General features: G+C 61.0%; 25 protein-coding genes. 15 read left to right on the top strand and 10 right to left on the bottom strand.

All coding sequences use genetic code 11. From position 1 onward, the window contains the following. The first annotated feature begins 300 nt into the window (after nucleotides 1-300). From phhA to ACYP2Q_RS05030, 6 genes are all read left to right on the top strand, one after another. Nucleotides 301-1,092, top strand: a complete 792-nt coding sequence (phhA, locus tag ACYP2Q_RS05055) for a phenylalanine 4-monooxygenase (protein WP_459729516.1) — start codon at nucleotides 301-303, stop codon at nucleotides 1,090-1,092. Nucleotides 1,093-1,197: 105 nt separating this feature from the next. Then, nucleotides 1,198-1,554, top strand: a complete 357-nt coding sequence (locus ACYP2Q_RS05050; RefSeq protein WP_046816880.1) for a 4a-hydroxytetrahydrobiopterin dehydratase — start codon at nucleotides 1,198-1,200, stop codon at nucleotides 1,552-1,554. Then, nucleotides 1,554-2,747, top strand: coding sequence for an amino acid aminotransferase (locus ACYP2Q_RS05045; protein WP_459729515.1), 1,194 nt, complete (start codon nucleotides 1,554-1,556; stop codon nucleotides 2,745-2,747). The genes ACYP2Q_RS05050 and ACYP2Q_RS05045 overlap by 1 nt, the downstream gene beginning before the upstream one ends. 260 nt (nucleotides 2,748-3,007) lie before the next feature. Further along, a complete protein-coding gene (locus tag ACYP2Q_RS05040; RefSeq protein WP_459729514.1) occupies nucleotides 3,008-3,139 on the top strand; it encodes a hypothetical protein in 132 nt (43 codons plus the stop codon). A 73-nt stretch (nucleotides 3,140-3,212) separates the two neighbouring features. Continuing rightward, nucleotides 3,213-3,398, top strand: coding sequence for a hypothetical protein (locus ACYP2Q_RS05035; RefSeq protein ID WP_459729513.1), 186 nt, complete (start codon nucleotides 3,213-3,215; stop codon nucleotides 3,396-3,398). A gap of 100 nt (nucleotides 3,399-3,498) precedes the next feature. Then, nucleotides 3,499-4,698 carry an MFS transporter gene (locus ACYP2Q_RS05030; protein ID WP_459729512.1) on the top strand — a complete coding sequence of 400 codons (1,200 nt, stop codon included), beginning with the start codon at nucleotides 3,499-3,501 and terminating at the stop codon, nucleotides 4,696-4,698. Here ACYP2Q_RS05030 and arfB read toward each other — a convergent pair. The 7 genes from arfB to ACYP2Q_RS04995 all read right to left on the bottom strand — a co-directional run bounded on the left by arfB (nucleotide 4,695) and on the right by ACYP2Q_RS04995 (nucleotide 12,279). Beyond that, complete coding sequence (gene arfB / locus ACYP2Q_RS05025; RefSeq protein WP_008055510.1) at nucleotides 4,695-5,108, bottom strand: alternative ribosome rescue aminoacyl-tRNA hydrolase ArfB; 414 nt, start codon at nucleotides 5,106-5,108, stop codon at nucleotides 4,695-4,697. The two genes, ACYP2Q_RS05030 and arfB, sit on opposite strands and share 4 nt — an antisense overlap. A gap of 91 nt (nucleotides 5,109-5,199) precedes the next feature. Beyond that, nucleotides 5,200-6,612, bottom strand: coding sequence for an amino acid permease (locus ACYP2Q_RS05020; protein WP_459729511.1), 1,413 nt, complete (start codon nucleotides 6,610-6,612; stop codon nucleotides 5,200-5,202). A gap of 858 nt (nucleotides 6,613-7,470) precedes the next feature. Further along, nucleotides 7,471-8,691: a 23S rRNA pseudouridine(2605) synthase RluB gene (rluB, locus tag ACYP2Q_RS05015; RefSeq protein ID WP_459729510.1), complete on the bottom strand. Its 1,221-nt coding sequence runs from the start codon at nucleotides 8,689-8,691 to the stop codon at nucleotides 7,471-7,473. A 273-nt stretch (nucleotides 8,692-8,964) separates the two neighbouring features. After that, nucleotides 8,965-9,942: an SMC-Scp complex subunit ScpB gene (scpB, locus tag ACYP2Q_RS05010; RefSeq protein WP_459729509.1), complete on the bottom strand. Its 978-nt coding sequence runs from the start codon at nucleotides 9,940-9,942 to the stop codon at nucleotides 8,965-8,967. A gap of 11 nt (nucleotides 9,943-9,953) precedes the next feature. Beyond that, on the bottom strand, nucleotides 9,954-10,652 hold the full coding sequence (locus tag ACYP2Q_RS05005) for a segregation and condensation protein A (RefSeq protein WP_178134427.1): 699 nt from the start codon (nucleotides 10,650-10,652) through the stop codon (nucleotides 9,954-9,956). Nucleotides 10,653-10,772: 120 nt separating this feature from the next. Then, nucleotides 10,773-11,402, bottom strand: coding sequence for an L-threonylcarbamoyladenylate synthase (locus ACYP2Q_RS05000; RefSeq protein ID WP_046816873.1), 630 nt, complete (start codon nucleotides 11,400-11,402; stop codon nucleotides 10,773-10,775). 13 nt (nucleotides 11,403-11,415) lie between these two features. Continuing rightward, nucleotides 11,416-12,279 (bottom strand): PHP domain-containing protein, encoded by an 864-nt coding sequence (locus tag ACYP2Q_RS04995; protein WP_459729508.1) that lies wholly within the window; start codon nucleotides 12,277-12,279, stop codon nucleotides 11,416-11,418. 87 nt (nucleotides 12,280-12,366) lie between these two features. Here ACYP2Q_RS04995 and ACYP2Q_RS04990 point away from each other — a divergent pair, with 87 nt between their 5' ends. From ACYP2Q_RS04990 to ACYP2Q_RS04965, 6 genes are all read left to right on the top strand, one after another. Continuing rightward, entirely contained in the window at nucleotides 12,367-12,963 is a 597-nt protein-coding gene (locus ACYP2Q_RS04990) for a septation protein A (RefSeq protein ID WP_033041940.1), read from the top strand. Nucleotide 12,964: 1 nt separating this feature from the next. After that, complete coding sequence (locus tag ACYP2Q_RS04985) at nucleotides 12,965-13,264, top strand: YciI family protein (RefSeq protein WP_008156126.1); 300 nt, start codon at nucleotides 12,965-12,967, stop codon at nucleotides 13,262-13,264. Nucleotides 13,265-13,374: 110 nt separating this feature from the next. Then, complete coding sequence (locus ACYP2Q_RS04980) at nucleotides 13,375-13,788, top strand: translation initiation factor 2 (protein ID WP_459729507.1); 414 nt, start codon at nucleotides 13,375-13,377, stop codon at nucleotides 13,786-13,788. Between the two features lie 7 nt (nucleotides 13,789-13,795). Beyond that, on the top strand, nucleotides 13,796-14,473 hold the full coding sequence (locus ACYP2Q_RS04975) for a response regulator transcription factor (protein ID WP_459729506.1): 678 nt from the start codon (nucleotides 13,796-13,798) through the stop codon (nucleotides 14,471-14,473). A gap of 230 nt (nucleotides 14,474-14,703) precedes the next feature. Further along, nucleotides 14,704-15,153, top strand: a complete 450-nt coding sequence (locus ACYP2Q_RS04970) for an LTXXQ domain protein (RefSeq protein ID WP_459729505.1) — start codon at nucleotides 14,704-14,706, stop codon at nucleotides 15,151-15,153. A gap of 178 nt (nucleotides 15,154-15,331) precedes the next feature. Then, the gene (locus tag ACYP2Q_RS04965; RefSeq protein ID WP_459729504.1) at nucleotides 15,332-16,675 is read left to right on the top strand and encodes a sensor histidine kinase; all 1,344 of its coding nucleotides are present in this window, start codon (nucleotides 15,332-15,334) and stop codon (nucleotides 16,673-16,675) included. Between the two features lie 90 nt (nucleotides 16,676-16,765). On the opposite strand, the gene ACYP2Q_RS04960 is transcribed toward ACYP2Q_RS04965, so the two are convergent. Then, a complete protein-coding gene (locus ACYP2Q_RS04960; RefSeq protein ID WP_459729503.1) occupies nucleotides 16,766-17,326 on the bottom strand; it encodes an NAD(P)H nitroreductase in 561 nt (186 codons plus the stop codon). Between the two features lie 119 nt (nucleotides 17,327-17,445). Between ACYP2Q_RS04960 and ACYP2Q_RS04955 the strand changes: the two genes are divergently transcribed. Beyond that, entirely contained in the window at nucleotides 17,446-18,900 is a 1,455-nt protein-coding gene (locus ACYP2Q_RS04955; RefSeq protein ID WP_110752672.1) for a TrkH family potassium uptake protein, read from the top strand. Here ACYP2Q_RS04955 and ACYP2Q_RS04950 read toward each other — a convergent pair. Next, a complete protein-coding gene (locus tag ACYP2Q_RS04950) occupies nucleotides 18,857-19,918 on the bottom strand; it encodes an AraC family transcriptional regulator (RefSeq protein ID WP_459729502.1) in 1,062 nt (353 codons plus the stop codon). The two genes, ACYP2Q_RS04955 and ACYP2Q_RS04950, sit on opposite strands and share 44 nt — an antisense overlap. A 161-nt stretch (nucleotides 19,919-20,079) precedes the next feature. Here ACYP2Q_RS04950 and ACYP2Q_RS04945 point away from each other — a divergent pair, with 161 nt between their 5' ends. Next, entirely contained in the window at nucleotides 20,080-20,391 is a 312-nt protein-coding gene (locus ACYP2Q_RS04945; RefSeq protein WP_459729501.1) for an Mpo1-like protein, read from the top strand. An 18-nt stretch (nucleotides 20,392-20,409) separates the two neighbouring features. Further along, the gene (locus ACYP2Q_RS04940) at nucleotides 20,410-20,982 is read left to right on the top strand and encodes an HD domain-containing protein (RefSeq protein ID WP_459729500.1); all 573 of its coding nucleotides are present in this window, start codon (nucleotides 20,410-20,412) and stop codon (nucleotides 20,980-20,982) included. A gap of 128 nt (nucleotides 20,983-21,110) precedes the next feature. Here ACYP2Q_RS04940 and ACYP2Q_RS04935 read toward each other — a convergent pair whose 3' ends face one another. After that, nucleotides 21,111-21,920, bottom strand: coding sequence for a UDP-2,3-diacylglucosamine diphosphatase (locus ACYP2Q_RS04935; RefSeq protein WP_459729499.1), 810 nt, complete (start codon nucleotides 21,918-21,920; stop codon nucleotides 21,111-21,113). Nucleotides 21,921-22,054: the final 134 nt, after the last annotated feature.

The following is a 22,054-nucleotide window of genomic DNA, read 5'->3' as shown; positions in this document are numbered from 1 at the left end:
ATTGATGTCAAATGACGCACCGCTATCGCCAGCAGGCTGGCTCCCACAGGGTTAGCGCCCCGACTTTTCTGATTAGGCGCTCAGATAGTCGTCAAGATTATGTGACAGATGTAGGGCTTTTCCCACCCGCCAATCTCAACATTTACGCGATGACGGCCAATACGTAACGAAAACTTTACGATAATCCAGGGATTTTCCCGCACAAGACGCCGCTCACCTGCTGCAACGCTGCAATTGATGGGGTATCTCTAGGTCCATAGCAGTACATAACAAGAACGAATCCCCTAGCAGGAGAGCAGCATGAAGCAGACGCAATACGTGGCTCGCGAGCCCGATGCGCATGGTTTTATCGACTACACCGCCGAAGAACACGCGGTGTGGAACACGCTGATCACTCGTCAACTGAAAGTGATCGAAGGGCGTGCGTGCCAGGAATACCTGGACGGCATCGAAAAACTCGGTCTGCCCCACGACCGCATCCCGCAACTGGGCGAGATCAACAAGGTCCTCGGTGAAACCACCGGCTGGCAAGTTGCCCGCGTACCGGCGCTGATCCCCTTCCAGACCTTTTTTGAATTGCTCGCCAGCAAGCAGTTTCCGGTGGCCACCTTCATTCGTACCCGCGAAGAGCTGGATTACCTGCAGGAACCGGACATTTTCCACGAGATCTTCGGCCACTGCCCGCTGCTGACCAACCCCTGGTTCGCTGAATTCACCCACACCTACGGCAAACTCGGCCTCAAGGCTTCCAAGGAAGAGCGTGTGTACCTGGCGCGCCTGTACTGGATGACCATCGAGTTCGGCCTGCTCGACACTCCGCAAGGCCAGCGCATCTACGGTGGCGGCATCCTGTCTTCACCCAAGGAAACCGTGTATTGCCTGTCGGACGAGCCTGAGCATCAGGCATTCGATCCGCTGGAATGCATGCGCACGCCTTACCGCATCGACATCCTGCAACCGCTGTATTTCGTTCTGCCGAACCTCAAGCGCCTGTTCGACCTGGCCCACGAAGACATCATGGGCATGGTCAAGCAAGCAATGCAGATGGGTCTGCATGCGCCGAAATTTCCACCGAAACCCAAAGCGGCCTGAACCGCCGCTTTTTCGATCAAGTGAGTCTGTCAGGAACCGACGCTTTGCTTTAGCGTGGTGTTATTGACGGTCGATTTCCCTTTATCCCGATTTCAGGAATCCATCATGTCCACATTGAACCAAGCCCACTGCGAAGCCTGCCGCGCCGATGCCCCACAAGTCAGCGACGAAGAATTGCCGATCCTGATCAAGCAGATCCCGGACTGGAACATCGAAGTTCGCGACAGCATCATGCAGCTGGAAAAGGTTTTCCTGTTCAAGAACTTCAAGCATGCCCTGGCGTTCACCAACGCCGTCGGTGAAATCTCCGAGGCCGAAGGTCATCACCCGGGCCTGCTGACCGAATGGGGCAAAGTCACCGTGACCTGGTGGAGCCACTCGATCAAAGGCCTGCACCGCAACGACTTCATCATGGCCGCGCGCACGGACATCGTTGCCAAGGACGCCGAGGGCCGCAAATAATGCATTTCGACGCCATCGGCCGGGTGCCCGGCGACCCGATCCTCGGTCTGATGGACGCGTATGCGCAGGACCCCAACCCGCGCAAATTCGACCTCGGCGTGGGTGTCTATAAAGACGCCCAGGGCCTGACCACGATTCCCCAGGCGGTGAAACTGGCCGAGGCGCGGCTGGTGGATCGCCAGACCACCAAGACCTACATCGGCGGTCACGGCGACGCGGCCTTCGGCAAGGTCATCAGCGAACTGGTGCTCGGCGCCGACTCGAAGCTGCTCAGCGAACAGCGCGCCGGCGCCACCCAGACCCCGGGCGGTACCGGTGCGTTGCGCTTGAGCGCGGACTTCATCGCCCAGTGCCTGCCGGGCCGCGGTGTCTGGCTGAGCAATCCGACCTGGCCGATCCACGAAACCATTTTCGCCGCGGCCAAGGTCAAGGTCAGCCATTACCCGTACGTGGGCAGCGACAACCGTCTCGACGTCGAGGCCATGCTCGCCGCGCTCGAGCAAGCCCCCAAGGGCGACGTGGTGCTGCTGCACGCCTGCTGCCACAACCCGACCGGCTTCGATCTGCCCCATGACGACTGGCGCCGGGTACTGGACGTGGTGCGTCGGCGCGAGCTGCTGCCGCTGATCGATTTCGCCTACCAGGGCTTCGGAGATGGCCTGGAACAGGACGCCTGGTCGACTCGACTGTTCGCCGCCGAGTTGCCGGAAGTCCTGATCACCAGTTCCTGCTCGAAGAACTTCGGCCTGTACCGCGACCGCACCGGCGCGCTGATCGTCTGCGCAAAATCCGCCGACAAGCTGACCGACGTCCGCAGTCAACTGGCCCACATCGCCCGCAACCTGTGGTCGACGCCGCCGGATCACGGCGCTGCCGTAGTGGCGACCATCCTCGGCGACCCGGAACTGAAAAACCTCTGGGCCGACGAAGTGGAAACCATGCGCCTGCGTATCGCGCAACTGCGCAGCGGTTTGCTCGAAGCGCTGGAAGCCTACGGTTTGCGCGAGCGTTTTGCGCACATTGGTGTGCAGCGCGGGATGTTTTCCTACACCGGTTTGTCGCCTGAACAAGTGAAAGCGCTGCGGGACCACCATAGCGTGTACATGGTCAGTTCGGGTCGGGCGAACGTTGCCGGCATTGATGCTACGCGCCTGGATTTGCTGGCCGAGGCGATCGCCAGCGTCTGCAAATAACCGCCTACTGTGGGAGCCAGCCTGCTGGCGATAGCGGTCTATCATTCAACATCACCGTTGAATGACACTCCGCTATCGCCAGCAGGCTAGCTCCCACAATTGATTTGTGTTGCTTCTGCGGACCTGTCTAGACAATCCCATTCGTCGAAACAAATGGATATAAAAGTCCGTTTGTCATTTTTACTCCTGTATCCTGCCCAGGCTTTTTTGAAAGCGCGGATCTACCAGATCTATCAACAGACTTAGCGAGGAGCGCGACCATGCACGAGATTCCTAATCTCCCCTTCCCAAGCCTGCACGTACCTGAGCAGACGACCACGCAACAAGCCGGTGCCCAACAGCCCGAGCCGAAAGAAGCCACTGACCGCCGCCAGGCAGACAGAGAAGACTGAAACACCCGCCGTACAGACTGTGTGGAAAGCGCTAACATGCGCTTTCCACACCGCCTGAACAGTGACCCCGCCCATGACCGACGAATTCAACGAAGCCCAGGCCAGTCTCCTGATCGGCACCGCCGAGAAAATGATCGAGATCTGGAATCGCCTCTCCCCCGAGAAACAGGCCGCCTTGCTCGCCCGCTTCGGCAGCGAAGAAAATGCGTTGGCCGCCCTGGTCACCACGCAACTGGTCGCACCTGCCAAACCCGATTGATCCCTCCCGGCAAATAGTTTTACTTTTTCCACGACCCGCGACCACTCGCGCCGGTATCATAAGCAGCCTATCTATCCTGCTTTCCCGTGGACCTTTACCCATGTCTGAAAACCAGCGCCCCCTGGCGGTCACGCTGCAAGTCGTTTCCATCGTCCTGTTTACCTTTATCGGCTACCTCAATATCGGCATTCCATTGGCGGTACTGCCGGGCTATGTGCATAGCGACCTGGGTTTTGGCGCCGTGATCGCCGGGCTGGTGATCAGCGTGCAGTACCTCGCCACCCTGCTCAGCCGCCCCTACGCCGGGAAAATCATCGACAACAAGGGCAGCAAACTGGCGGTCATGTATGGCCTTGCCGGCTGCGGCCTGAGTGGCGTGTTCATGCTGATATCGGCCTGGACCCAAAGCCTGCCGATGCTCAGCCTGATCAGCCTGTTGATCGGCCGCCTGGTGCTCGGCAGCGCCGAAAGCCTGGTGGGCTCAGGTTCCATTGGCTGGGGCATCGGCCGGGTCGGCGCGGCGAACACCGCCAAGGTCATCTCCTGGAATGGCATCGCCAGTTACGGCGCCTTGGCCGTGGGTGCCCCGCTGGGCGTGTTGCTGGTCAGGCAAATGGGCTTGTGGAGCATGGGCGTGAGTATTGTGCTGTTGGCGCTGCTTGGCCTGCTGCTGGCCTGGCCGAAAACCGCCGCGCCCATCGTTGTCGGTGAACGCCTGCCGTTCATGCACGTGCTTGGTCGGGTGTTGCCCCACGGTTGCGGTCTCGCCCTGGGTTCGATCGGCTTTGGCACCATCGCCACCTTTATCACCCTGTACTACGCCACCCAGCACTGGGACAACGCCGTGCTGTGCCTGAGCCTGTTCGGGGCGAGCTTCATCGGTGCGCGCCTGTTGTTCGGCAACCTGATCAACCGCCTCGGTGGTTTTCGCGTGGCGATTGCCTGCCTGTCGGTGGAAACCCTGGGGCTGTTGCTGCTGTGGCTGGCACCCGACGCGCATTGGGCATTGGCGGGCGCGGCCTTGAGCGGGTTCGGTTTCTCGCTGGTGTTTCCGGCGCTGGGTGTCGAAGCGGTCAACCTGGTGCCTGCCTCCAGCCGCGGGGCGGCGGTCGGCGCCTACTCGCTGTTCATCGACTTGTCGCTGGGAATCACCGGCCCGCTGGCGGGTGCGGTTGCGGCCGGCTTCGGCTTTGCCTCAATCTTCCTGTTCGCCGCCCTCGCCGCCTTGAGCGGTTTGGCATTAAGCGTTTACCTGTACCGGCAGGCACCGAAGCAACGCCAGGCGCGGGATTCGCGCTAAAAGTCGACCTTGCCGCGCCCGGCCTTGATGTTGCCGCGCTTGCTCTTGGACTCGAGTCGACGGGTCTTGGAACCGAGGGTCGGCTTGGTCGGCCGGCGTTTCTTCTCGACCTTGGTGGCGCTCTGGATCAACTCGACCAGACGCTCCAGCGCATCGGCACGGTTCTGCTCCTGGGTGCGGTATTGCTGGGCCTTGATGATCAACACGCCTTCGCTGGTGATGCGACTGTCGCGCAGCGCCAGCAGCCGCTCCTTGTAGAACTCGGGCAAGGACGAGGCCGGAATGTCGAAGCGCAGGTGCACGGCACTGGAGACCTTGTTGACGTTCTGCCCTCCCGCACCCTGGGCGCGAATCGCCGTCAACTCGATCTCGGCATCCGGCAGATGCACGTTGTTGGAAATCACCAGCATGGAAAAGCGTCCGTATTCAGAGTCGCCAGAATACTCTGCATTGCCCACAAAAAACCCGACACATGGCCGGGTTTGTTGTTTCTGCGCGGAATTATTCCACTGCTGGCTGCAAGGCGCGCTGTGCGCTGCGCTTGTTCTTGATGCCGTAGCAGACCCACATGAACACCAGCCACACCGGAATCGCGTACACCGACGTCTGGATCCCCGGAATCAACAACATCACACCGAGAATGAACAACACGAACGCCAGGCAGATGTAGTTGCCGTACGGATACCAAAAGGCCTTGAACAGCGGCGTCTGTTTGGTCGCGTTCATGTGCTGGCGGAACTTGAAGTGCGAGTAGCTGATCATCGCCCAGTTAATCACCAGGGTGGCCACTACCAGCGACATCAGCAGTTCCAGCGCGTTCTGCGGGATCAGGTAGTTGAGCAGCACCGCGATCAGGGTCACGGCGGCCGAGGCCAGGATCGAACGCACCGGCACGCCGCGCTTGTCGATCTTCGCCAATGCTTTGGGCGCATCGCCCTGCTCGGCCATGCCCAGCAGCATGCGGCTGTTGCAGTAGGTGCCGCTGTTGTACACCGACAACGCCGCGGTCAGGACCACGAAGTTGAGGATGTGCGCAGCGGTGTTGCTGCCCAGCATCGAGAACACTTGCACGAACGGGCTGCCGCTGTAGGAATCGCCGGAGGCGTTCAGGGTGGCCAGCAGGCTGTCCCAGGGGGTCAACGACAGCAGGATCACCAGCGCACCGATGTAGAAAATCAGGATCCGGTAGATCACCTGGTTGATCGCTTTCGGGATCACGGTTTTCGGCTTGTCGGCTTCGGCTGCGGTGAAACCGAGCATTTCCAGGCCGCCGAAGGAAAACATGATGAACGCCATGGCCATCACCAGGCCGTTGACACCGTTCGGGAAGAAGCCGCCGTGGGACCACAGGTTGCTGACCGCCGCTTGCGGGCCGCCATTACCGCTGACCAGCAGGTAGCTGCCCAGGGCAATCATGCCGACGATCGCCACGACCTTGATGATCGCGAACCAGAACTCAGCCTCGCCAAAGACTTTGACGTTGGCCAGGTTGATCGCGTTGATCAACACGAAGAAAGCAGCTGCAGAGGCCCAGGTCGGGATGTCCGGCGCCCAGTAGTGGATGTATTTACCGACCGCCGTCAGCTCCGACATGCCGACCAGGATGTACAGGATCCAGCAGTTCCAGCCCGACAGGAAGCCGGCAAAGCCGCCCCAGTACTTGTGCGCGAAATGGCTGAAGGAGCCGGCCACCGGATCTTCGACGATCATTTCGCCCAGCTGGCGCATGATCATGAAGGCGATAAAACCGCAGATGGCGTAGCCGAGGATCATCGACGGGCCGGCGGATTTCAGTACCCCGGCCGAGCCGAGGAACAAACCGGTACCGATCGCGCCACCGAGGGCAATCAGTTGAATGTGGCGATTTTTCAGGCCGCGTTTCAGCTCGCCTGAATGCGAGTTTTGTCCACTCATGAAAAGGGTCTCACGCAAGGTTTGATGATGTTCAGTAGGCGTTGCTGCTCAGGACAGACGTTAAGCAGCGCCGATCAAACCCCAGCGCAGGCACCAGGAGTTCAGCGTATTTACAACGGTCATGCGTCACCTGTTTGTTTTTATCTGTGACGAAATCGAACCCGACGCGCTTGTGACGCGGCGGAGTGAACAAGGCGGATAGCCTTGAGGTTTGCGCATTTGCGCAGGAGGTCACAGGTAAAACGCGGCGCATTGTACACCTGTAACCCCCTGTTGCCAGACCCCGCTGGATCAGCGTGTCGGTAGCCGGGATTGCATGTGTCCGCCTCGAAGGGCTCGGGCGGCAGCAAAAAGGAGGTCAGACCTTTGCAGGTCCAGGACCGGGACGGCGCAAACACCGGCCCGCGATGGGAGATGGATATGGATTGCGGCGTTCATTGCGCCTCCTTTTTGTTATGCACCTGCACGACAGGCATGGCGCGCATAACACCTTGCATGGGGTTGGGAAACAAGCGGGATAGAGCGGCGGGAGAAGGACATAAGCCAAAGGCGCGTAAGAATTTTCTTACGGAATAAAGGGGAAGGCGATTTAATGGGGTTTACCCGTGGATTTCGTCATGAATTCTTTACAGCATGTAATTTTGGCTTTCCACGTCGGAGATCCCTATGCTGCGACTGACGCTTTCGCGGGCAAGCCCGCTCCCACAGGAATCTTCAGTGAACGCAATTTTCGTGTACGAAACAGGCCACTGTGGGCGGGCTTGCCCGCGAAGAGGCCCTGGAAACACTCCATCATTAAAGCCAGACCAAAAAAAACGCCAACCCGAAGGTTGGCGTTTTTCATGAAGCGCTTACCGATTACTCAGGCTTGCGACGACCAAAGCCCGGACGCTGACCGGAACCGGCCGGTGCGCCACGGCGCTTGCCCGAAGGCGAATCACCGTCGACCAGCTTGATCCCTGGACGCTTCGGCGCCGGCTTGGCCGGGCGCTTGGTGTCGGCAGGACGATCGGCTACCGGCGTACCACGGCCTTCACCACGCTCGGTACGGCCATTGGCCGGACGCGGCGTGCGTGGACCGCGCTCACCGTCCTGACGGGCAGCTGGCTTGCGCGCTGGACGCTCGCCTTCGATCTGCGGCTCGCGGCTGGCACGGGGTGCGGCAGGCGCGGCAGCTGCGCCAGCGGCTGGACGCAGGGTCCGTACGCGCTCGGTCTTGGCCATCGGACGCGACGATTTACGCTGCATCCGCTCCAGCTTGTCCTTGCTCTTGGCGTTCATCTGCGGCATCGCGACCGGCGTCAGGCCGACCTCGGCGCTCAGGATGTCGACTTCGTACTGGCTCATTTCGCGCCAGCGGCCCATCGGCAGGTCCGAGTTGAGGAACACCGGACCGAAACGCACGCGCTTCAGGCGGCTGACCACCAGGCCCTGGGATTCCCACAGGCGACGTACTTCGCGGTTACGACCTTCCATCACCACGCAGTGGTACCAGTGGTTGAAACCTTCGCCGCCCGGCGCCTGCTTGATGTCGGTGAACTTGGCCGGGCCGTCCTCGAGGACCACGCCGGCTTTCAGACGCTCGATCATCTCGTCATCGACTTCGCCACGCACACGTACCGCGTATTCACGGTCCATTTCGTAGGAAGGGTGCATCAGGCGGTTGGCCAGCTCACCGTCGGTGGTGAACATCAGCAGGCCGGTGGTGTTGATGTCGAGGCGCCCGATATTGATCCAGCGGCCTTCTTTCGGCTTTGGCATCTTGTCGAACACGGTCGGACGGCCTTCCGGGTCGACGCGGGTGCAGATTTCGCCATCGGGCTTGTTGTACATGATCACGCGGCGGACCGACTCGGCGGCCTCTTCACGCTTGATGACCTTGCCGTCGATGGTGATGGCGTCGTGCATGTCGACGCGCTGGCCAAGGGTGGCGTCTTTGCCGTTGACCTTGATCCGGCCGTGGCTGATCCAGGCTTCCACGTCACGGCGCGAGCCGACGCCGATACGGGCGAGGACTTTCTGCAGCTTCTCGCCTGCTGGGCCGATTTCCTGGTCGTCTTTCTGGTCTTTGATACTCATCTGGGCACCTCCCGGTGTGTTCTGAAAACTGGGTACTTGGGCGAAGGGATCGCCGAAGGGTCGCGAATCATACGCGCATGTGGGCGTTTGCGCATCAGAGACTAGCTGATCAAGGCAAGGTTACTGGTTTTTCCGCCGACCGGTGGCACAACACACATCCCTGTAGGAGCCGAGCTTGCTCGCGATGAACTCAAGGTCACCGCGGGGCATCTGGTTTCCCGCGTTATCGTTCACGACCATCGCGAGCATGCTCGCTCCTACAGGGGGCTTGTGTCAGTCTTCGAATTCGCGGCGTTCGGCTTCGATGGCTTCGGCCAGTGCCAAGGCTTCGGCCTCTTCGTCGCTAAGCTCGGATTTCGGCTGTTCCAGGGCAGCGACGGCGGCCAGGAGTTTTTCCCGGGCTTCGGCAACGCCGAGGATGTCGTCCTCTTGCTCGGGCTCGGCTTCAGGTTCTGCTTCTGGTTCAGGTTCAACCGGCAAATCCACCTGTTCCGCTTCGATGTCGTTCTGCTCCGGATCAATCTCCGGCACCCCACCATCACGCAACAAATCGTCGAAATCGGTCTTGATCCCCTCCTCCATGCTGTCCAGTTCCAGCAACAGCGTATGGAAACTGGTCTCTTCCTTGGGCTCTTCCGGCTCGGCGCTGGCGTCGGCCAACTCCTGCAGCCCGGCGGGTACGGGCGCGTCGTCGAAATCGAGCACCGGATCCGGCTCCAGCTCGCGCACCTCGGCCAGCGGCGGCAGGTCATCCAGGTTCTTCAGGTTGAAGTGATCGAGGAACGCCTTGGTGGTCGCGAACATCGCTGGTTTGCCGGGCACGTCGCGGTAGCCGACGATGCGGATCCACTCGCGCTCCATCAGCGTCTTGACGATCTGGCTGTTGACCGCCACGCCCCGCACATCTTCGATCTCGCCCCGGGTGATCGGTTGGCGATAGGCGATCAAGGCAATGGTTTCGAGCATGGCCCGCGAGTAGCGCTGCGGCCGCTCTTCCCATAAGCGCCCGACCCACGGCGAAAACTTCTCACGGATCTGCAGGCGATAGCCGGAAGCAACTTCCTTCAACTCGTAGGCGCGGCCATCGCAGGACTTGCCCAGGATGGTCAGGGCTTTCTTGAAGACCGCCGGCTCCGGGCGCTCGCCCTCTTCGAAGAGTTCGAACAGGCGCTCCAGCGATTGCGGTTTTCCGGAGGCCAACAGAAAGGCTTCGAGCAGTGGCGCCAGCTCGCGGGGTTCACTCAGGTTCATGATTGGACTCGTTATTCGGCTCGTGCTCGGACGTGGATCGCGGCGAACGGCTCATTCTGCACCAGCTCGACCAAGGATTCCTTGACCAGCTCGAGAATTGCCATGAAGGTCACGACAACCCCCAGGCGCCCTTCCTCGGCGGTGAACAGCTCGACAAAGGGCACGAAGCCGCCACCCTTGAGCCGCTCCAGCACATCGCTCATGCGTTCACGGGTGGACAGCGCCTCGCGGCTGACCTGGTGGCTTTCGAACATGTCGCCCCGGCGCAGCACCTCGGCCATGGACAGCAGAATCTCGGACAAGCGCACATCCGGCAACAGTTTGCGCGCCCGCGCCTCCGGGGCATCGAGCTTGGGTACCACTACGTCGCGACCGACCCGGCTCAGGCCATCGATACCTTCGGCGGCGGCCTTGAAGCGTTCGTATTCCTGCAAGCGGCGGATCAGTTCGGCGCGCGGGTCTTCCTCCTCGTCCTCGACGGTTTCGGCCCGCGGCAGCAGCATCCGCGACTTGATCTCGGCCAGCATCGCCGCCATCACCAGGTATTCGGCGGCCAGTTCCAGGCGCACCGACTGCATCAACTCGACATACCCCATGTACTGACGGGTAATTTCCGCCACCGGGATGTCGAGGATATTGATGTTCTGCTTGCGGATCAGGTACAGGAGCAGGTCGAGAGGGCCTTCGAAGGCTTCGAGAAAGACTTCCAGCGCATCCGGCGGGATGTACAGGTCCAGCGGCATTTCCAGGACCGCCTGGCCGTAGACCATGGCGAAAGGCAGCTCTTGCTGGGCCCCGGCCTGACTGTCGACGGGTTCAACTGCGGACATCTAGGCCTCGACCATGAACGGCGCAGGGTCGCCGCAACCGACACGTATTACTTCCGGCTCGCCGTCGGCGAGGTTGATCACGGTGGAAGCCTTGATCCCGCCGAAACCGCCATCGATGATCAGGTCGACCTGATGCTCGAGCAATTGGCGCATTTCGTAAGGATCGGTCAAAGGATCCTCGTCGCCCGGCATGATCAGCGTCACGCTCATCAGCGGCTCGCCCAGCTCTTCGAGCAGCGCCAGGGCGATCGGATGGCTAGGCACCCGCAGGCCGATGGTGCGTTTTTTCGGATGCAACAGCAGGCGCGGGACTTCGCGGGTGGCATTGAGGATGAAAGTGTAGGGCCCGGGAAGATGGGCCTTGAGAATGCGGAAGGTGCCGGTGTCGATCTTGGCGAACAGCCCCAGCTGCGACAGATCGCTGCAGATCAGTGCAAAGTTGTGCTTTTCGTCGAGCTGGCGCAGGCGGCGAACGCGCTCCACGGCAACCTTGTCGCCGATCTGGCAACCAATGGCGTAGGAGGAGTCCGTGGGATAAATCACCACCCCGCCCTTGCGAATGATCTCGACAGCCTGCTTGATCAGGCGCGCTTGCGGGTTTTCCGGATGAATCTGGAAAAATTGACTCACATTCTCTACCTGTTCAGACGACGGCAATAATTGGGTCATGTTTGAATCGACACCACAGTGGTGGCAGATCCTCCGGAAGCGGGCGGTATTCACCGATCTCGGACCAGCCTCCAGGGCCATGAAAATCACTGCCGGCGCTGACCAGCAGACCGAATTCGCGGGCCAGAATGGCCAGGCTGCCCACTTGCTCGGCAGGCTGATGGCCATTGACCACCTCGATCGCGTGGCCCCCTGCTTGAATATAGTCGGCAATCAGCCGGCGGCGCTTGCTGCGAGTGAATTCGTAATGCCAGGGGTGGGCCAGACTGACCCAGGCCTTGGCTGCGCGCAGGGTTTCGACGGTTTCTTCCAGGGTCGGCCAGTGTTGCTTGACGTCCCCCAGCTTGCCGGCCCCCAGCCATTTGCGGAACGCTTCGGCGCGATCCTTGACGAAACCTTCGCGCACCATCCAGTCGGCAAAGTGCGGGCGGGCCGGTGCGTTGCCGCTGTCACCCAGGGCCTGCTGGACTTCCCGGGCGCCTTCCAGCGCCCCCGGCATGCCTTTCAACGCCAGTTTGCGGCTGATTTCCTCGGAACGTAGCCAGCGGCCATCGCGTAATTTGGCAATCGCCTCGACCAACGGCGCGGCGTTGACGTCGAAACCGTAGCCCAGCACGTGAATAGTCGCGCCGCCCCAGGTGCAGGACAGTTCGACGCCATTGACCAGTTGCATCCCCAGCGCGTTAGCCGCGTGGCGGGCCTCGTCGAGGCCTTCGAGGGTGTCGTGATCGGTCAAGGCCAGGACTCGCACGCCTTTCTCGAACGCACGCGCAACCAGAATCGCAGGCGCCAGGGCGCCATCGGAGGCCGTGCTATGGCAGTGCAAATCAACATTCACAGGGCTTTGTAACCTCAAATCAGCTGGCGCTATCGCGCGCCCATATGTTTGTTATTATGCCGCCACATCCTGCTTCTGGCTGCCACTGTGAAACAATTCATCGATTTCATCCCGCTCCTGCTGTTTTTCATTGTCTTCAAGATCGATCCACGGGTCGTCGACATTGCTGGCCACGAGGTCACTGTAGGCGGTATCTACAGCGCCACCGCGATGCTGATCATCAGCTCCCTGGTGGTCTACGGCACGCTGTTCATCAAGCAGCGCAAGCTGGAGAAGAGCCAGTGGCTGACCCTCATCGCCTGCCTGGTCTTCGGCAGCCTGACCCTGGCCTTCCACAGCGAGACCTTCCTGAAATGGAAAGCCCCGGTGGTCAACTGGCTGTTCGCCCTGGCGTTCATCGGCAGTCACTTCATCGGTGACCAACTGCTGATCAAGCGCATCATGGGCCACGCACTGACCCTGCCGGAGCCGGTGTGGACGCGCCTGAACATCGCCTGGATCGCGTTTTTCCTGTTTTGCGGTGCCGCCAACCTGTTCGTCGCTTTCACTTTCCAGAGCTACTGGGTCGACTTCAAGGTCTTCGGCAGCCTGGGCATGACTTTGCTGTTCCTGGTCGGCCAGGGCATCTACCTGTCCCGCCACCTGCACGACGCCGATACCACAACGCCGAAAACCGAGGACTGACATGCTTTACGCAATCATTGCCACAGACGTCGCCAACTCCCTGGAAGCCCGCCTGGCCGCACGGCCTGCGCACCTTGAGCGCCTGCAGGTGCTCAAGGGCGAAGGCCGGATCGTATTGGCCGGCCCACATCCGGCGGTCGACAGCAATGATCCGGGGGCTGCGGGTTTCACCGGCAGCCTGATCGTCGCCGAATTCGATTCCCTGAGCGCCGCACAGGCCTGGGCCGACGCCGATCCGTACATCGCCGCAGGCGTCTACGCCAACGTGTCGGTCAAGCCTTTCAAGCAAGTCCTCCCATAACGCCTCTTCGCGCGGTGAACCTTATCGGTTCATCGCGTTCTCAATCGCTCATTATTCTCGTTTGCCTGCCGACAAACTCCCCAATATCCGTATTGGAATCAGGAGTCGCGATGCGCAAGGGTCCGTTGTGTCTGATGTTGGTCACGTTGTCGATCGTGGCGACCGCCCACGGTGAAGAAGCCACCGAGGGCGCGAACTCCACGCCGGTGTCCTTGAGCGCCGGCAGCCAGATCAACGAACTGCAGCAACGCTTGAAGGAAAGCGAGCGGCAACGAGAAGAACTGGGCAAACAACTGAACAATGCCGATGGCGAACGCGAAAGCGTCCAACTGGTCCGGTTGCGCCAGGAGAATCAGCGCCTCAAGCTGCAACTTCGGGAAGTACAGGCCGGCAGTTCGATCCCGCGCTTGCTGACGGATCAGCAACAGTGGTTCGTCGTTGGCGCCGGGGTGGCGCTATTGGCCCTGCTCTGCGGTATCTTCGCCAGTGGTGCAAGTCGAAAACGTCGACAATGGCTAAATTGAGTGATTCATGAGCGAGCTGTTACTAATTGATGATGACCAGGAGCTGTGCGAGCTCCTGAGCAGCTGGTTGAGCCAGGAAGGGTTTCAGGTGCGCGCCTGTCACAATGGCCAGAGCGCCCGGCGCGCACTGGCCGAAACCTCGCCGGCGGCCGTGGTGCTGGACGTGATGTTGCCGGACGGCAGTGGCTTGGAACTGCTCAAGCAACTGCGCAGCGATCACCCGGACTTGCCGGTACTGATGCTTTCAGCCCGGGGCGAACCCCTGGACCGTATCCTCGGCCTGGAGCTCGGTGCCGACGACTACCTGGCCAAACCCTGCGACCCACGGGAACTGACAGCCCGCCTGCGCGCCGTGTTGCGCCGCAGCCATCCGGCGCCGGCGTCCAGCCAGATGGAGCTGGGCGACCTGTGTTTCAGCCCGGTGCGCGGCGTGGTCAGCATCGATGATCAGGAATTCACCCTCACGGTTTCCGAAAGTCGCCTGCTCGAAGCCCTGCTCAAGCAGCCCGGCGAACCACTGGACAAACAGGAACTGGCGCAAATCGCCCTCGGCCGCAAGCTGACCCTGTATGACCGCAGCCTCGACATGCACGTGAGCAACCTGCGCAAAAAGATCGGCCCGCATCCCGATGGCCGCCCGCGCATCGTGGCCCTGCGCAGCCGTGGCTACTACTACAGCCTCTGAACCTACGCTCCCCTTGTAGGAGCCGGCTTGCCGGCGAAGGCGTCCTTGAATAACGCGTCGTTCTTTCGGAAGCCTTCGCTGGCAAGCCAGCTCCTACAAGGGTTGCTTTTGTCAGCTTGGCGCAAAACCATCTTTACCCAAGCTTTACGTACCGCTGACCGCCGCTGACCTTGATCTGCGTAATCTGAACTCATCCGGAACGTACCGGGAATGAGACAAGGAGATTCACCATGCGCAAGACTCTTATCGCTCTGATGTTCGCCGCCGCCCTGCCGACCGTTGCCATGGCCATGCCTGAAGGCGCAGGCCCGATGGGTGGCCCGATGGACGGTTCGCGCCACGGCGGTCAGATGCACGGCATGCACGGTAAAGGCCCGTACAGCCAACTGGACCTGAGCCGCGAGCAGCGCGAGCAGATCCGCAAGATCATGGGCGAGCAGATGCACGAGCGTAAGCAAGTGGTCGACAAGTACCTGGAAAAACTCTCGCCTGCCGACCAGAAAGCCATGAAAGACGAAATGGCTGCCAACCACAAGAAAGCTGAAGCCGACGTGCGTGCCTTGCTGAAACCGGATCAACAGAAGAAATTCGACGAGATCCAGAAAAAACAGGCTGAACGTCGCGCAGAGTGGGCTGAATTCAAGGCCTGGAAAGCGCAACAGGCACAAAAAGCGCAATAATGCGCTAACCCCAGGCCCAACGGTTAACCACCGTTGGGCCCCATTGCTTTTGATCCACTGTAGGAGCCAGCTTGCTCGCGAAAAGCGCATAGACAACGCATGTTGCCTGATGCCGCGCGTTATCGTTGACGTCCATCGCGAGCAAGCTCGCTCCTACAGGTCTGTTCGAGGATTTTCTGTGCGCTCATTGTTCTGGCGGATCCTGGCCAGCTTCTGGCTGGCCATCGCTCTGGTTGCAGGGCTTTCCATTCTGCTCGGGCACATGCTCAATCAGGACGCGTGGATACTCAGTCGCCATCCGGGCCTCAATACCCTGGCCGAGCAATGGACGCAGACCTACGAATCCCAGGGCGAAGACGCGGCCCAGGACATTCTGCAACAGCGCAAGCGCCAATATCACATCGACGTCCAGGTGCTCAACGAGAGCGGCGACCCGGTGGTGCGCGGCACCTTCCCACGGCGTGCGGCGGCGTTTGAAGCGCGGCAGAACAACGATGACCGTCGTCTGCCCTGGCGGCGCCTGACCGATGAATTCACCAGCGACAAAAGCGGTGACACCTACCTGTTCATCTACCGCATCCCTCACCCGGAACTCGACGCCTGGCACCGCGAAAGCCTGCTCTGGCCGTTGAGTGCGCTGGGGATCGCCCTGGTGGTACTGACCCTGTTCAGCCTGCTGGTGACCTTCTCCATCACCCGCCCGCTCAGCCGCTTACGCGGCGCGGTGCATGACCTGGGACAAACCACCTACCAACAGAACAGCCTGGTCAAGCTGGCCAATCGCCGTGATGAATTCGGCGTGCTGGCCAACGACTTCAACCGCATGGGCGCGCGCCTGCAAAGCCTGATCGGCAGCCAACGGCAATTGCTGCGCGATGTCTCTCACGAACTGCGATCCCCCCTCGCCCGCCTGCGTATTGCCCTGGCATTGGCCGAACGGGCCAGCCCGCAAGAACGGGAAAAACTCTGGCCGCGGCTCACCCGCGAGTGCGACCGTCTCGAAGCGTTGATCAGTGAAATCCTCGTGCTGGCGCGGGTCGATGCCGATAACGCCAGTGCCGAAGAAGTGGATCTCAACGCCCTGCTCACGACCGTGCAGAAAGATGCACAACTGGGTTCACCCGATCAGCTCGTTCACTTGGAAGCCGAATCACAGCTGACCCTCAAGGGCTGGCCGACCATGATCGAACGTGCCGTGGACAACCTGCTGCGCAATGCCCAGCGCTTCAACCCGGCGGGCGGCCTGCCGATTGAAATGCAGGCCTTGCGCCAGGGGGAGCGGATTGTGGTGACCGTGCGTGACCATGGGCCGGGGGCGGAGGCTGAACATTTGCGCCAGCTGGGCGAGCCGTTCTATCGCGCGCCCGGGCAGACGGCGGCCGGGCATGGCCTGGGACTGGCGATTGCGCGCCGTGCGGCGGAACGGCATGGGGGAAGCCTGGTGCTGGCCAATCACCCGGAAGGTGGATTTATTGCAAGCCTGGAATTTCCTCTCGTCCCAGGAGCAGTGGTCCAACCCTGACCCCCTGTAGGAGCGAGCTTGCTCGCGAAGAGGCAGTGTCAGTCGATATTGCAGCCGACTGATCCACCGCTTTCGCGAGCAAGCTCGCTCCTACAGTGGCCAGGCGCTGACGAACCCGGCCAGTTCAACCTTCTCCGCCACCCGCGGCTCTTTGAGCGGTGTACCGAGGTACAGGAAGGCAATCACCTCTTCGCCTTCAGCCAGGCCCAACCCCTTGGCAACATGCGGCGAATAGGCCAGGTCACCGGTGCGCCATACTGCGCCGATGCCCTGCGCATAGGCCGCCAGCAAAATCCCGTGGGCCGCACACCCAGCCGCCAGCAACTGCTCGGACTTCGGATATTTGACGTGATCCTGCACCCGCGCAATCACCACGACCACCAGCGGCGCCCGCAGCGGTCCATTACGCGCCTTGTCGATGGCCGCTTCGGTGACTTCAGCGTCCTGCAGCTTCGCCGCTTCGGCCAGCAACTCGCCCATTTGCTCACGCGCCGCGCCTTCGACCGTCAGGAAACGCCAAGGCTGCAAATGGCCGTGATCCGGGGCGCGCATGGCCGCGCCAAACAGCACTTCGCGTTGCGCCTGGGTAGGTGCCGGTTCGACCAGGCGCGGCACGGAAACACGGTTGAGCAAAACGTCGAGAGCCTGCATCGGCCACCTCCAGAAAAAAATGTGCGGCTATTCTAGCTGTAACTACTGTGGCAGTGCGGTTTACATGCCCTGCCCCGCAGGTAGAATGGCGCCCTCCTTACTTCAGCCGAGCGGATTTCATGGCGTTGCCGACCTTACGTCTCATTGGTTTCATCATCGGCATCTTCCTGATAACCCTGGCCATCGCCATGGTCGTGCCCATGGGCACGCTGGTGATCTTCGATCGCACCGGCGACCTGCCGTCGTTCCTCTGGGCCAGCATGATCACCTTTGTCGCCGGCCTGGCCCTGGTCATTCCCGGGCGCCCCGAGCATGTACACCTGCGCCCACGGGACATGTACCTGCTGACCGTCAGCAGCTGGCTGGTGGTGTGTATCTTCGCCGCACTGCCGTTCCTGCTGACCCAGCACATCAGCTACACCGATTCGTTCTTCGAAAGCATGTCCGGGATCACCGCCACCGGCTCGACCGTGCTCAATCACCTGGACGACATGTCCCCCGGCATCCTGATGTGGCGCTCGCTGCTGCACTGGATCGGCGGCATCGGGTTTATCGGCATGGCGGTAGCGATCCTGCCGCTGCTGCGCATCGGTGGCATGCGGCTGTTCCAGACCGAATCGTCAGACCGTTCGGAAAAAGTCATGCCCCGTTCGCACATGGTGGCGCGCCTGATCGTGGCGGCCTACGTCGGCATCACCATTTTCGGCAGCCTGGCGTTCTGGTGGGCCGGGATGAGCCCGTTCGATGCGATCAACCATGCGATGTCGGCGATCTCCACCGGTGGGTTCTCCACCTCGGACCAGTCCCTGGCCAAGTGGACGCAACCGGCGGTGCATTGGGTGGCCATCGTCATCATGATTCTCGGCAGCCTGCCGTTCACCCTGTACGTGGCGACCCTGCGCGGTAACCGCCGGGCGCTGATCAAGGACCAACAGGTCCAGGGCTTGCTCGGCATGCTGCTGGTGACCTGGCTGGTGCTCGGCACCTGGTATTGGTGGACCACCCAGCTGCACTGGCTTGAGGCGTTGCGGCATGTTGCGCTGAACGTGACGTCGGTGGTCACCACCACCGGTTTTGCACTGGGGGACTACAGCCTGTGGGGCAATTTCTCGCTGATGCTGTTCTTCTACCTGGGCTTTGTGGGCGGCTGTTCCGGTTCGACCGCTGGCGGGATCAAGATTTTCCGCTTCCAGGTCGCCTACATCCTGCTCAAGGCCAACCTTAACCAGCTGATTCACCCACGTGCGGTGATCAAGCAGAAGTACAACGGCCACCGCCTCGATGAAGAGATCGTGCGCTCGATCCTGACCTTTTCGTTCTTCTTCGCCATCACCATCTGCGTGATCGCGCTGTTGCTGTCACTGCTCGGGGTGGACTGGATGACTGCCCTGACCGGCGCCGCCAGCACCGTGTCTGGCGTCGGCCCGGGACTGGGCGAGACCATCGGCCCGGCAGGCAACTTCGCTTCCCTGCCGGACGCGGCCAAGTGGATTCTCTCGTTCGGCATGCTGCTGGGTCGACTGGAGATCATTACCGTGTTTGTGCTGTGTATTCCGGCGTTCTGGCGTCACTGACCGGCGCCGGCGTTTCCATCAGCCGCGCCCGGTACTCACCGGGGGTGGTGTCGAACCAGCGGCGGAAGGCCCGGAAGAAATTGCTCGGATCAGCGAACCCCAGCAGGTAGGCGATTTCCAGCAGGGTCATGGTCGGTTGCGCCAGATACTGCTCGGCCAGTTCACGACGGGTGTCGTCGAGCAACGTCTGGAAACTCGTGCCCTCCTCCTGCAGACGCCGTTGCAAGGTGCGTTGCGACAGGTGCAGCGTCTGCGCCACGGCATCGCGCTTGGGTTCGCCCTGGGGCAGCAGGCGGCACAGCACCTGGCGCGCCTTGTGCGTGACCCGACTCTCGGAAAACCGCGCCAGGTATTCGCCGGCAAACCGGTCATGCAACAGCGCCATGGCCTCGTTGGCCGTCGGCAGCGGCGCTTCCATGTCCGCGCGTTCAAAAATCAATGCGTCGTAAGGCGCGTTGAACACCAGCGGCGCATGGAAGGCTTGTTTGTAGGGTTCCAGATTGGCCGGTTGATCACCCTGCACCAGCACCTTGCGCGGGTGCAGCGTGCGCCCGGTCAGCCAGCCGCACAGTGCCAGGGCGCAGGCCAACGAGGCTTCGGCGCTTTGCCGGGTGGGCGGCAAATGGTCGCCGTGCACCGTCAGAATCAGCGCATACCCTTCATCCAGCAGGCGGAAACTCAGGTCGGCGCTTTCGGCAATGATCCGCTGGTAACGCACCAGTCGCCTGAAACCTTCAGCCAGGGTCTGGCTGGACATCAAGGCGTAGCCGGTCACATGGAACTGCGCCGGTCGCACCACCTTGCCCATGTTCAGGCCAATCGCCGGGTTGCCGGACAGTTCAACCGCCCGTTGCCACAGTCGAGTCATGGAATCCTGCGGGAAGCGCGCATCCGGATCATCCAGTGCCGCGTAGTCGAGCCCCAGCTGATTGAACAGAACCCGGCAATCCAGGCCGTCCATTTCCAGTGCTTTGACAATCCCCATCGCCCAGCTTGCAGAAGTCGTTCGTTCGCTCATGGCGTCTACTGTCTTGGTGAGCCGTCTGTCGCGGCAAATTTTCCGAAGGATACTAAAGTGGCGCCTATTGTCACTGGCTCGCGCCAATGATCACTCTAGACTCAAATAAGCTACCCGCAGAACAACTTGCAGCCAGAACAATAACCACAGAGATCGCGGTCGTGGAAAACATCAAGCGTTTCAACAGCTTCGCTGAGTTTTACCCGTATTACCTCAGCGAACACAGCAACAGTACCTGCCGACGATTGCACTTCATCGGCACCACGCTGGTAATTTTCATTGTGGCGCTGACCGTCGGTCGTGGCGCCTGGGCGCTGATGTGGGTATTGCCGGTGGCGGGTTACAGCTTCGCCTGGGTCGGACATTTCTTCTTCGAGAAGAATCGTCCTGCAACCTTCCAGCACCCTTTCTACAGCCTTCTCGGCGATTTCGTCATGTATCGCGACATGATCCTGGGACGCGTGCCGTTCTAGATCAGCAGAGGATTGCCGATGAATGCCAATGCCCGTTTTACCCACATGAAGGATGGCACGCAAGAAGACTGGGCGATCATCGCCGCGGACTTCAGCGCCTACGCCCGCCAATTGCCGATTCGGATCGTGGCGCACCTGAAGCTGCTCGAGGGTGACTTCGGCGGTTTCCCCGTGGACCGCCTGACCCACTCGCTGCAAACCGCTACCCGCGCCTGGCGCGATGGCCGCGATGAAGAGTACGTGGTCTGCGCCCTGCTCCATGACATCGGCGACACCCTGGGGTCCTACAACCACCCGGACATCGCCGCGGCCATCCTCAAGCCGTTCGTCAGCGCCGAGAACCTGTGGATGGTGGAGAAACACGGGATTTTCCAGGGCTACTACTTCTTCCATCACCTGGGCATGGACCGGCATCTGCGCGAACAATACAAGGATCATCCGCAGTACCAGGCGACCATTGAGTTTTGTGCCAAATACGATGCAGCGGCGTTTGATCCGGGATATGACACGCTGCCGCTGAGCTTCTTCGAGCCGATGATGGAGCGGTTGTTTGCGCAGCCGAAGAATTCGATCTACAAGGCGGCGATGTAGGAGCGAGCTTGCTCCGGGCGGCGTTCCGACGAAAAACCTGAGGTCGCCGCGGGGTGTCTGGTTTCCCGCGTCATCGTTGAATTCCATCGCGAGCAAGCTTGCTCCTACAGCGAAGGCTCCGGACCTGCCTACGCAGGCTCTGCCATTTTAACTGCCTTCAATTGCGCCTCCTGCGCATCCGCCAGCCGATACAACTCGATCGTGCCATCCCAATGCTCGATCAGCGCCGTGCACGACTCCACCCAGTCGCCACAATTGAGATAATCGACCCCGCCCACCTTGCGAATCTCGGCATGGTGAATGTGCCCGCACACCACACCGTGGAGTTCGCGCTTGACGCACTCATGGGCGATGGCTTCTTCAAAATCGCTGATGAAACTGACCGCGGTCTTGACCTTGTGCTTGAGGTACGCCGACAGCGACCAGTAGCCGTAGCCATACCGAGCGCGCCAGTGGTTGAGCCAGCGATTGAGGGTCAGGGTGAATTCGTAGGCCGAGTCGCCGAGAAACGCCAGCCAGCGGTGATAGCGGGTAATCACATCGAACTGATCGCCGTGGATTACCAGCAAGTGCCGGCCATCGGCGGTCACGTGCACCGCTTCGTCCACCAACTGAATGTTGCCCAGGATCAGCTTCGAATAGCGGCGCAGGAATTCGTCGTGGTTGCCGGTAACGTAGATCACCTCCGTGCCGCGCTTGGCCATGGTCAACAGGCGGCGGATCACATTGGTGTGCGCCTGGGGCCAGTACATGCCGCCGCGCAGTTTCCAGCCGTCGATGATGTCGCCGACCAGGTAGATTTTGTCCGCGTGATAGCCCTTGAGAAACTGCGACAGGTGCTCGGCCTGGCAATCGCGCGTACCCAGGTGCACGTCGGAAATCCACAGGGTCCGCACTCGTTGCTTACGACTGGGTTTGGCGAGCTCGGCGCTGGTCATGGGCAACCCTCAGGACAAGTTTTGGCAAGCTTGCCCCGTTCGGGTTAATGGCCCATGACAGCGCCAAGTCAGTCCTGTGACAGGCGGTGTCGGTGTAGACTGCGACCTGATGCATCAACCCTGCGACGAGAGCC

Source organism: Pseudomonas sp. MHK4, assembly GCF_054600775.1.
Note: the sequence above shows the minus strand (reverse complement) of the source record. Positions and strands in the feature narration are given on the sequence as shown.

Bases quoted from the DNA above. Each gene is read 5' to 3' on its own strand.
- phhA (WP_459729516.1), top strand. From the start codon at position 301: ATGAAGCAGACGCAATACGTGGCTCGCGAGCCCGATGCGCATGGTTTT.
- ACYP2Q_RS05050 (WP_046816880.1), top strand. From the start codon at position 1,198: ATGTCCACATTGAACCAAGCCCACTGCGAAGCCTGCCGCGCCGATGCC.
- ACYP2Q_RS05045 (WP_459729515.1), top strand. From the start codon at position 1,554: ATGCATTTCGACGCCATCGGCCGGGTGCCCGGCGACCCGATCCTCGGT.
- ACYP2Q_RS05040 (WP_459729514.1), top strand. From the start codon at position 3,008: ATGCACGAGATTCCTAATCTCCCCTTCCCAAGCCTGCACGTACCTGAG.
- ACYP2Q_RS05035 (WP_459729513.1), top strand. From the start codon at position 3,213: ATGACCGACGAATTCAACGAAGCCCAGGCCAGTCTCCTGATCGGCACC.
- ACYP2Q_RS05030 (WP_459729512.1), top strand. From the start codon at position 3,499: ATGTCTGAAAACCAGCGCCCCCTGGCGGTCACGCTGCAAGTCGTTTCC.
- arfB (WP_008055510.1), bottom strand. From the start codon at position 5,108: ATGCTGGTGATTTCCAACAACGTGCATCTGCCGGATGCCGAGATCGAG.
- ACYP2Q_RS05020 (WP_459729511.1), bottom strand. From the start codon at position 6,612: ATGAGTGGACAAAACTCGCATTCAGGCGAGCTGAAACGCGGCCTGAAA.
- rluB (WP_459729510.1), bottom strand. From the start codon at position 8,691: ATGAGTATCAAAGACCAGAAAGACGACCAGGAAATCGGCCCAGCAGGC.
- scpB (WP_459729509.1), bottom strand. From the start codon at position 9,942: ATGAACCTGAGTGAACCCCGCGAGCTGGCGCCACTGCTCGAAGCCTTT.
- ACYP2Q_RS04985 (WP_008156126.1), top strand. From the start codon at position 12,965: ATGCTTTACGCAATCATTGCCACAGACGTCGCCAACTCCCTGGAAGCC.
- ACYP2Q_RS04980 (WP_459729507.1), top strand. From the start codon at position 13,375: ATGCGCAAGGGTCCGTTGTGTCTGATGTTGGTCACGTTGTCGATCGTG.
- ACYP2Q_RS04975 (WP_459729506.1), top strand. From the start codon at position 13,796: ATGAGCGAGCTGTTACTAATTGATGATGACCAGGAGCTGTGCGAGCTC.
- ACYP2Q_RS04970 (WP_459729505.1), top strand. From the start codon at position 14,704: ATGCGCAAGACTCTTATCGCTCTGATGTTCGCCGCCGCCCTGCCGACC.
- ACYP2Q_RS04960 (WP_459729503.1), bottom strand. From the start codon at position 17,326: ATGCAGGCTCTCGACGTTTTGCTCAACCGTGTTTCCGTGCCGCGCCTG.
- ACYP2Q_RS04955 (WP_110752672.1), top strand. From the start codon at position 17,446: ATGGCGTTGCCGACCTTACGTCTCATTGGTTTCATCATCGGCATCTTC.
- ACYP2Q_RS04950 (WP_459729502.1), bottom strand. From the start codon at position 19,918: ATGAGCGAACGAACGACTTCTGCAAGCTGGGCGATGGGGATTGTCAAA.
- ACYP2Q_RS04940 (WP_459729500.1), top strand. From the start codon at position 20,410: ATGAATGCCAATGCCCGTTTTACCCACATGAAGGATGGCACGCAAGAA.
- ACYP2Q_RS04935 (WP_459729499.1), bottom strand. From the start codon at position 21,920: ATGACCAGCGCCGAGCTCGCCAAACCCAGTCGTAAGCAACGAGTGCGG.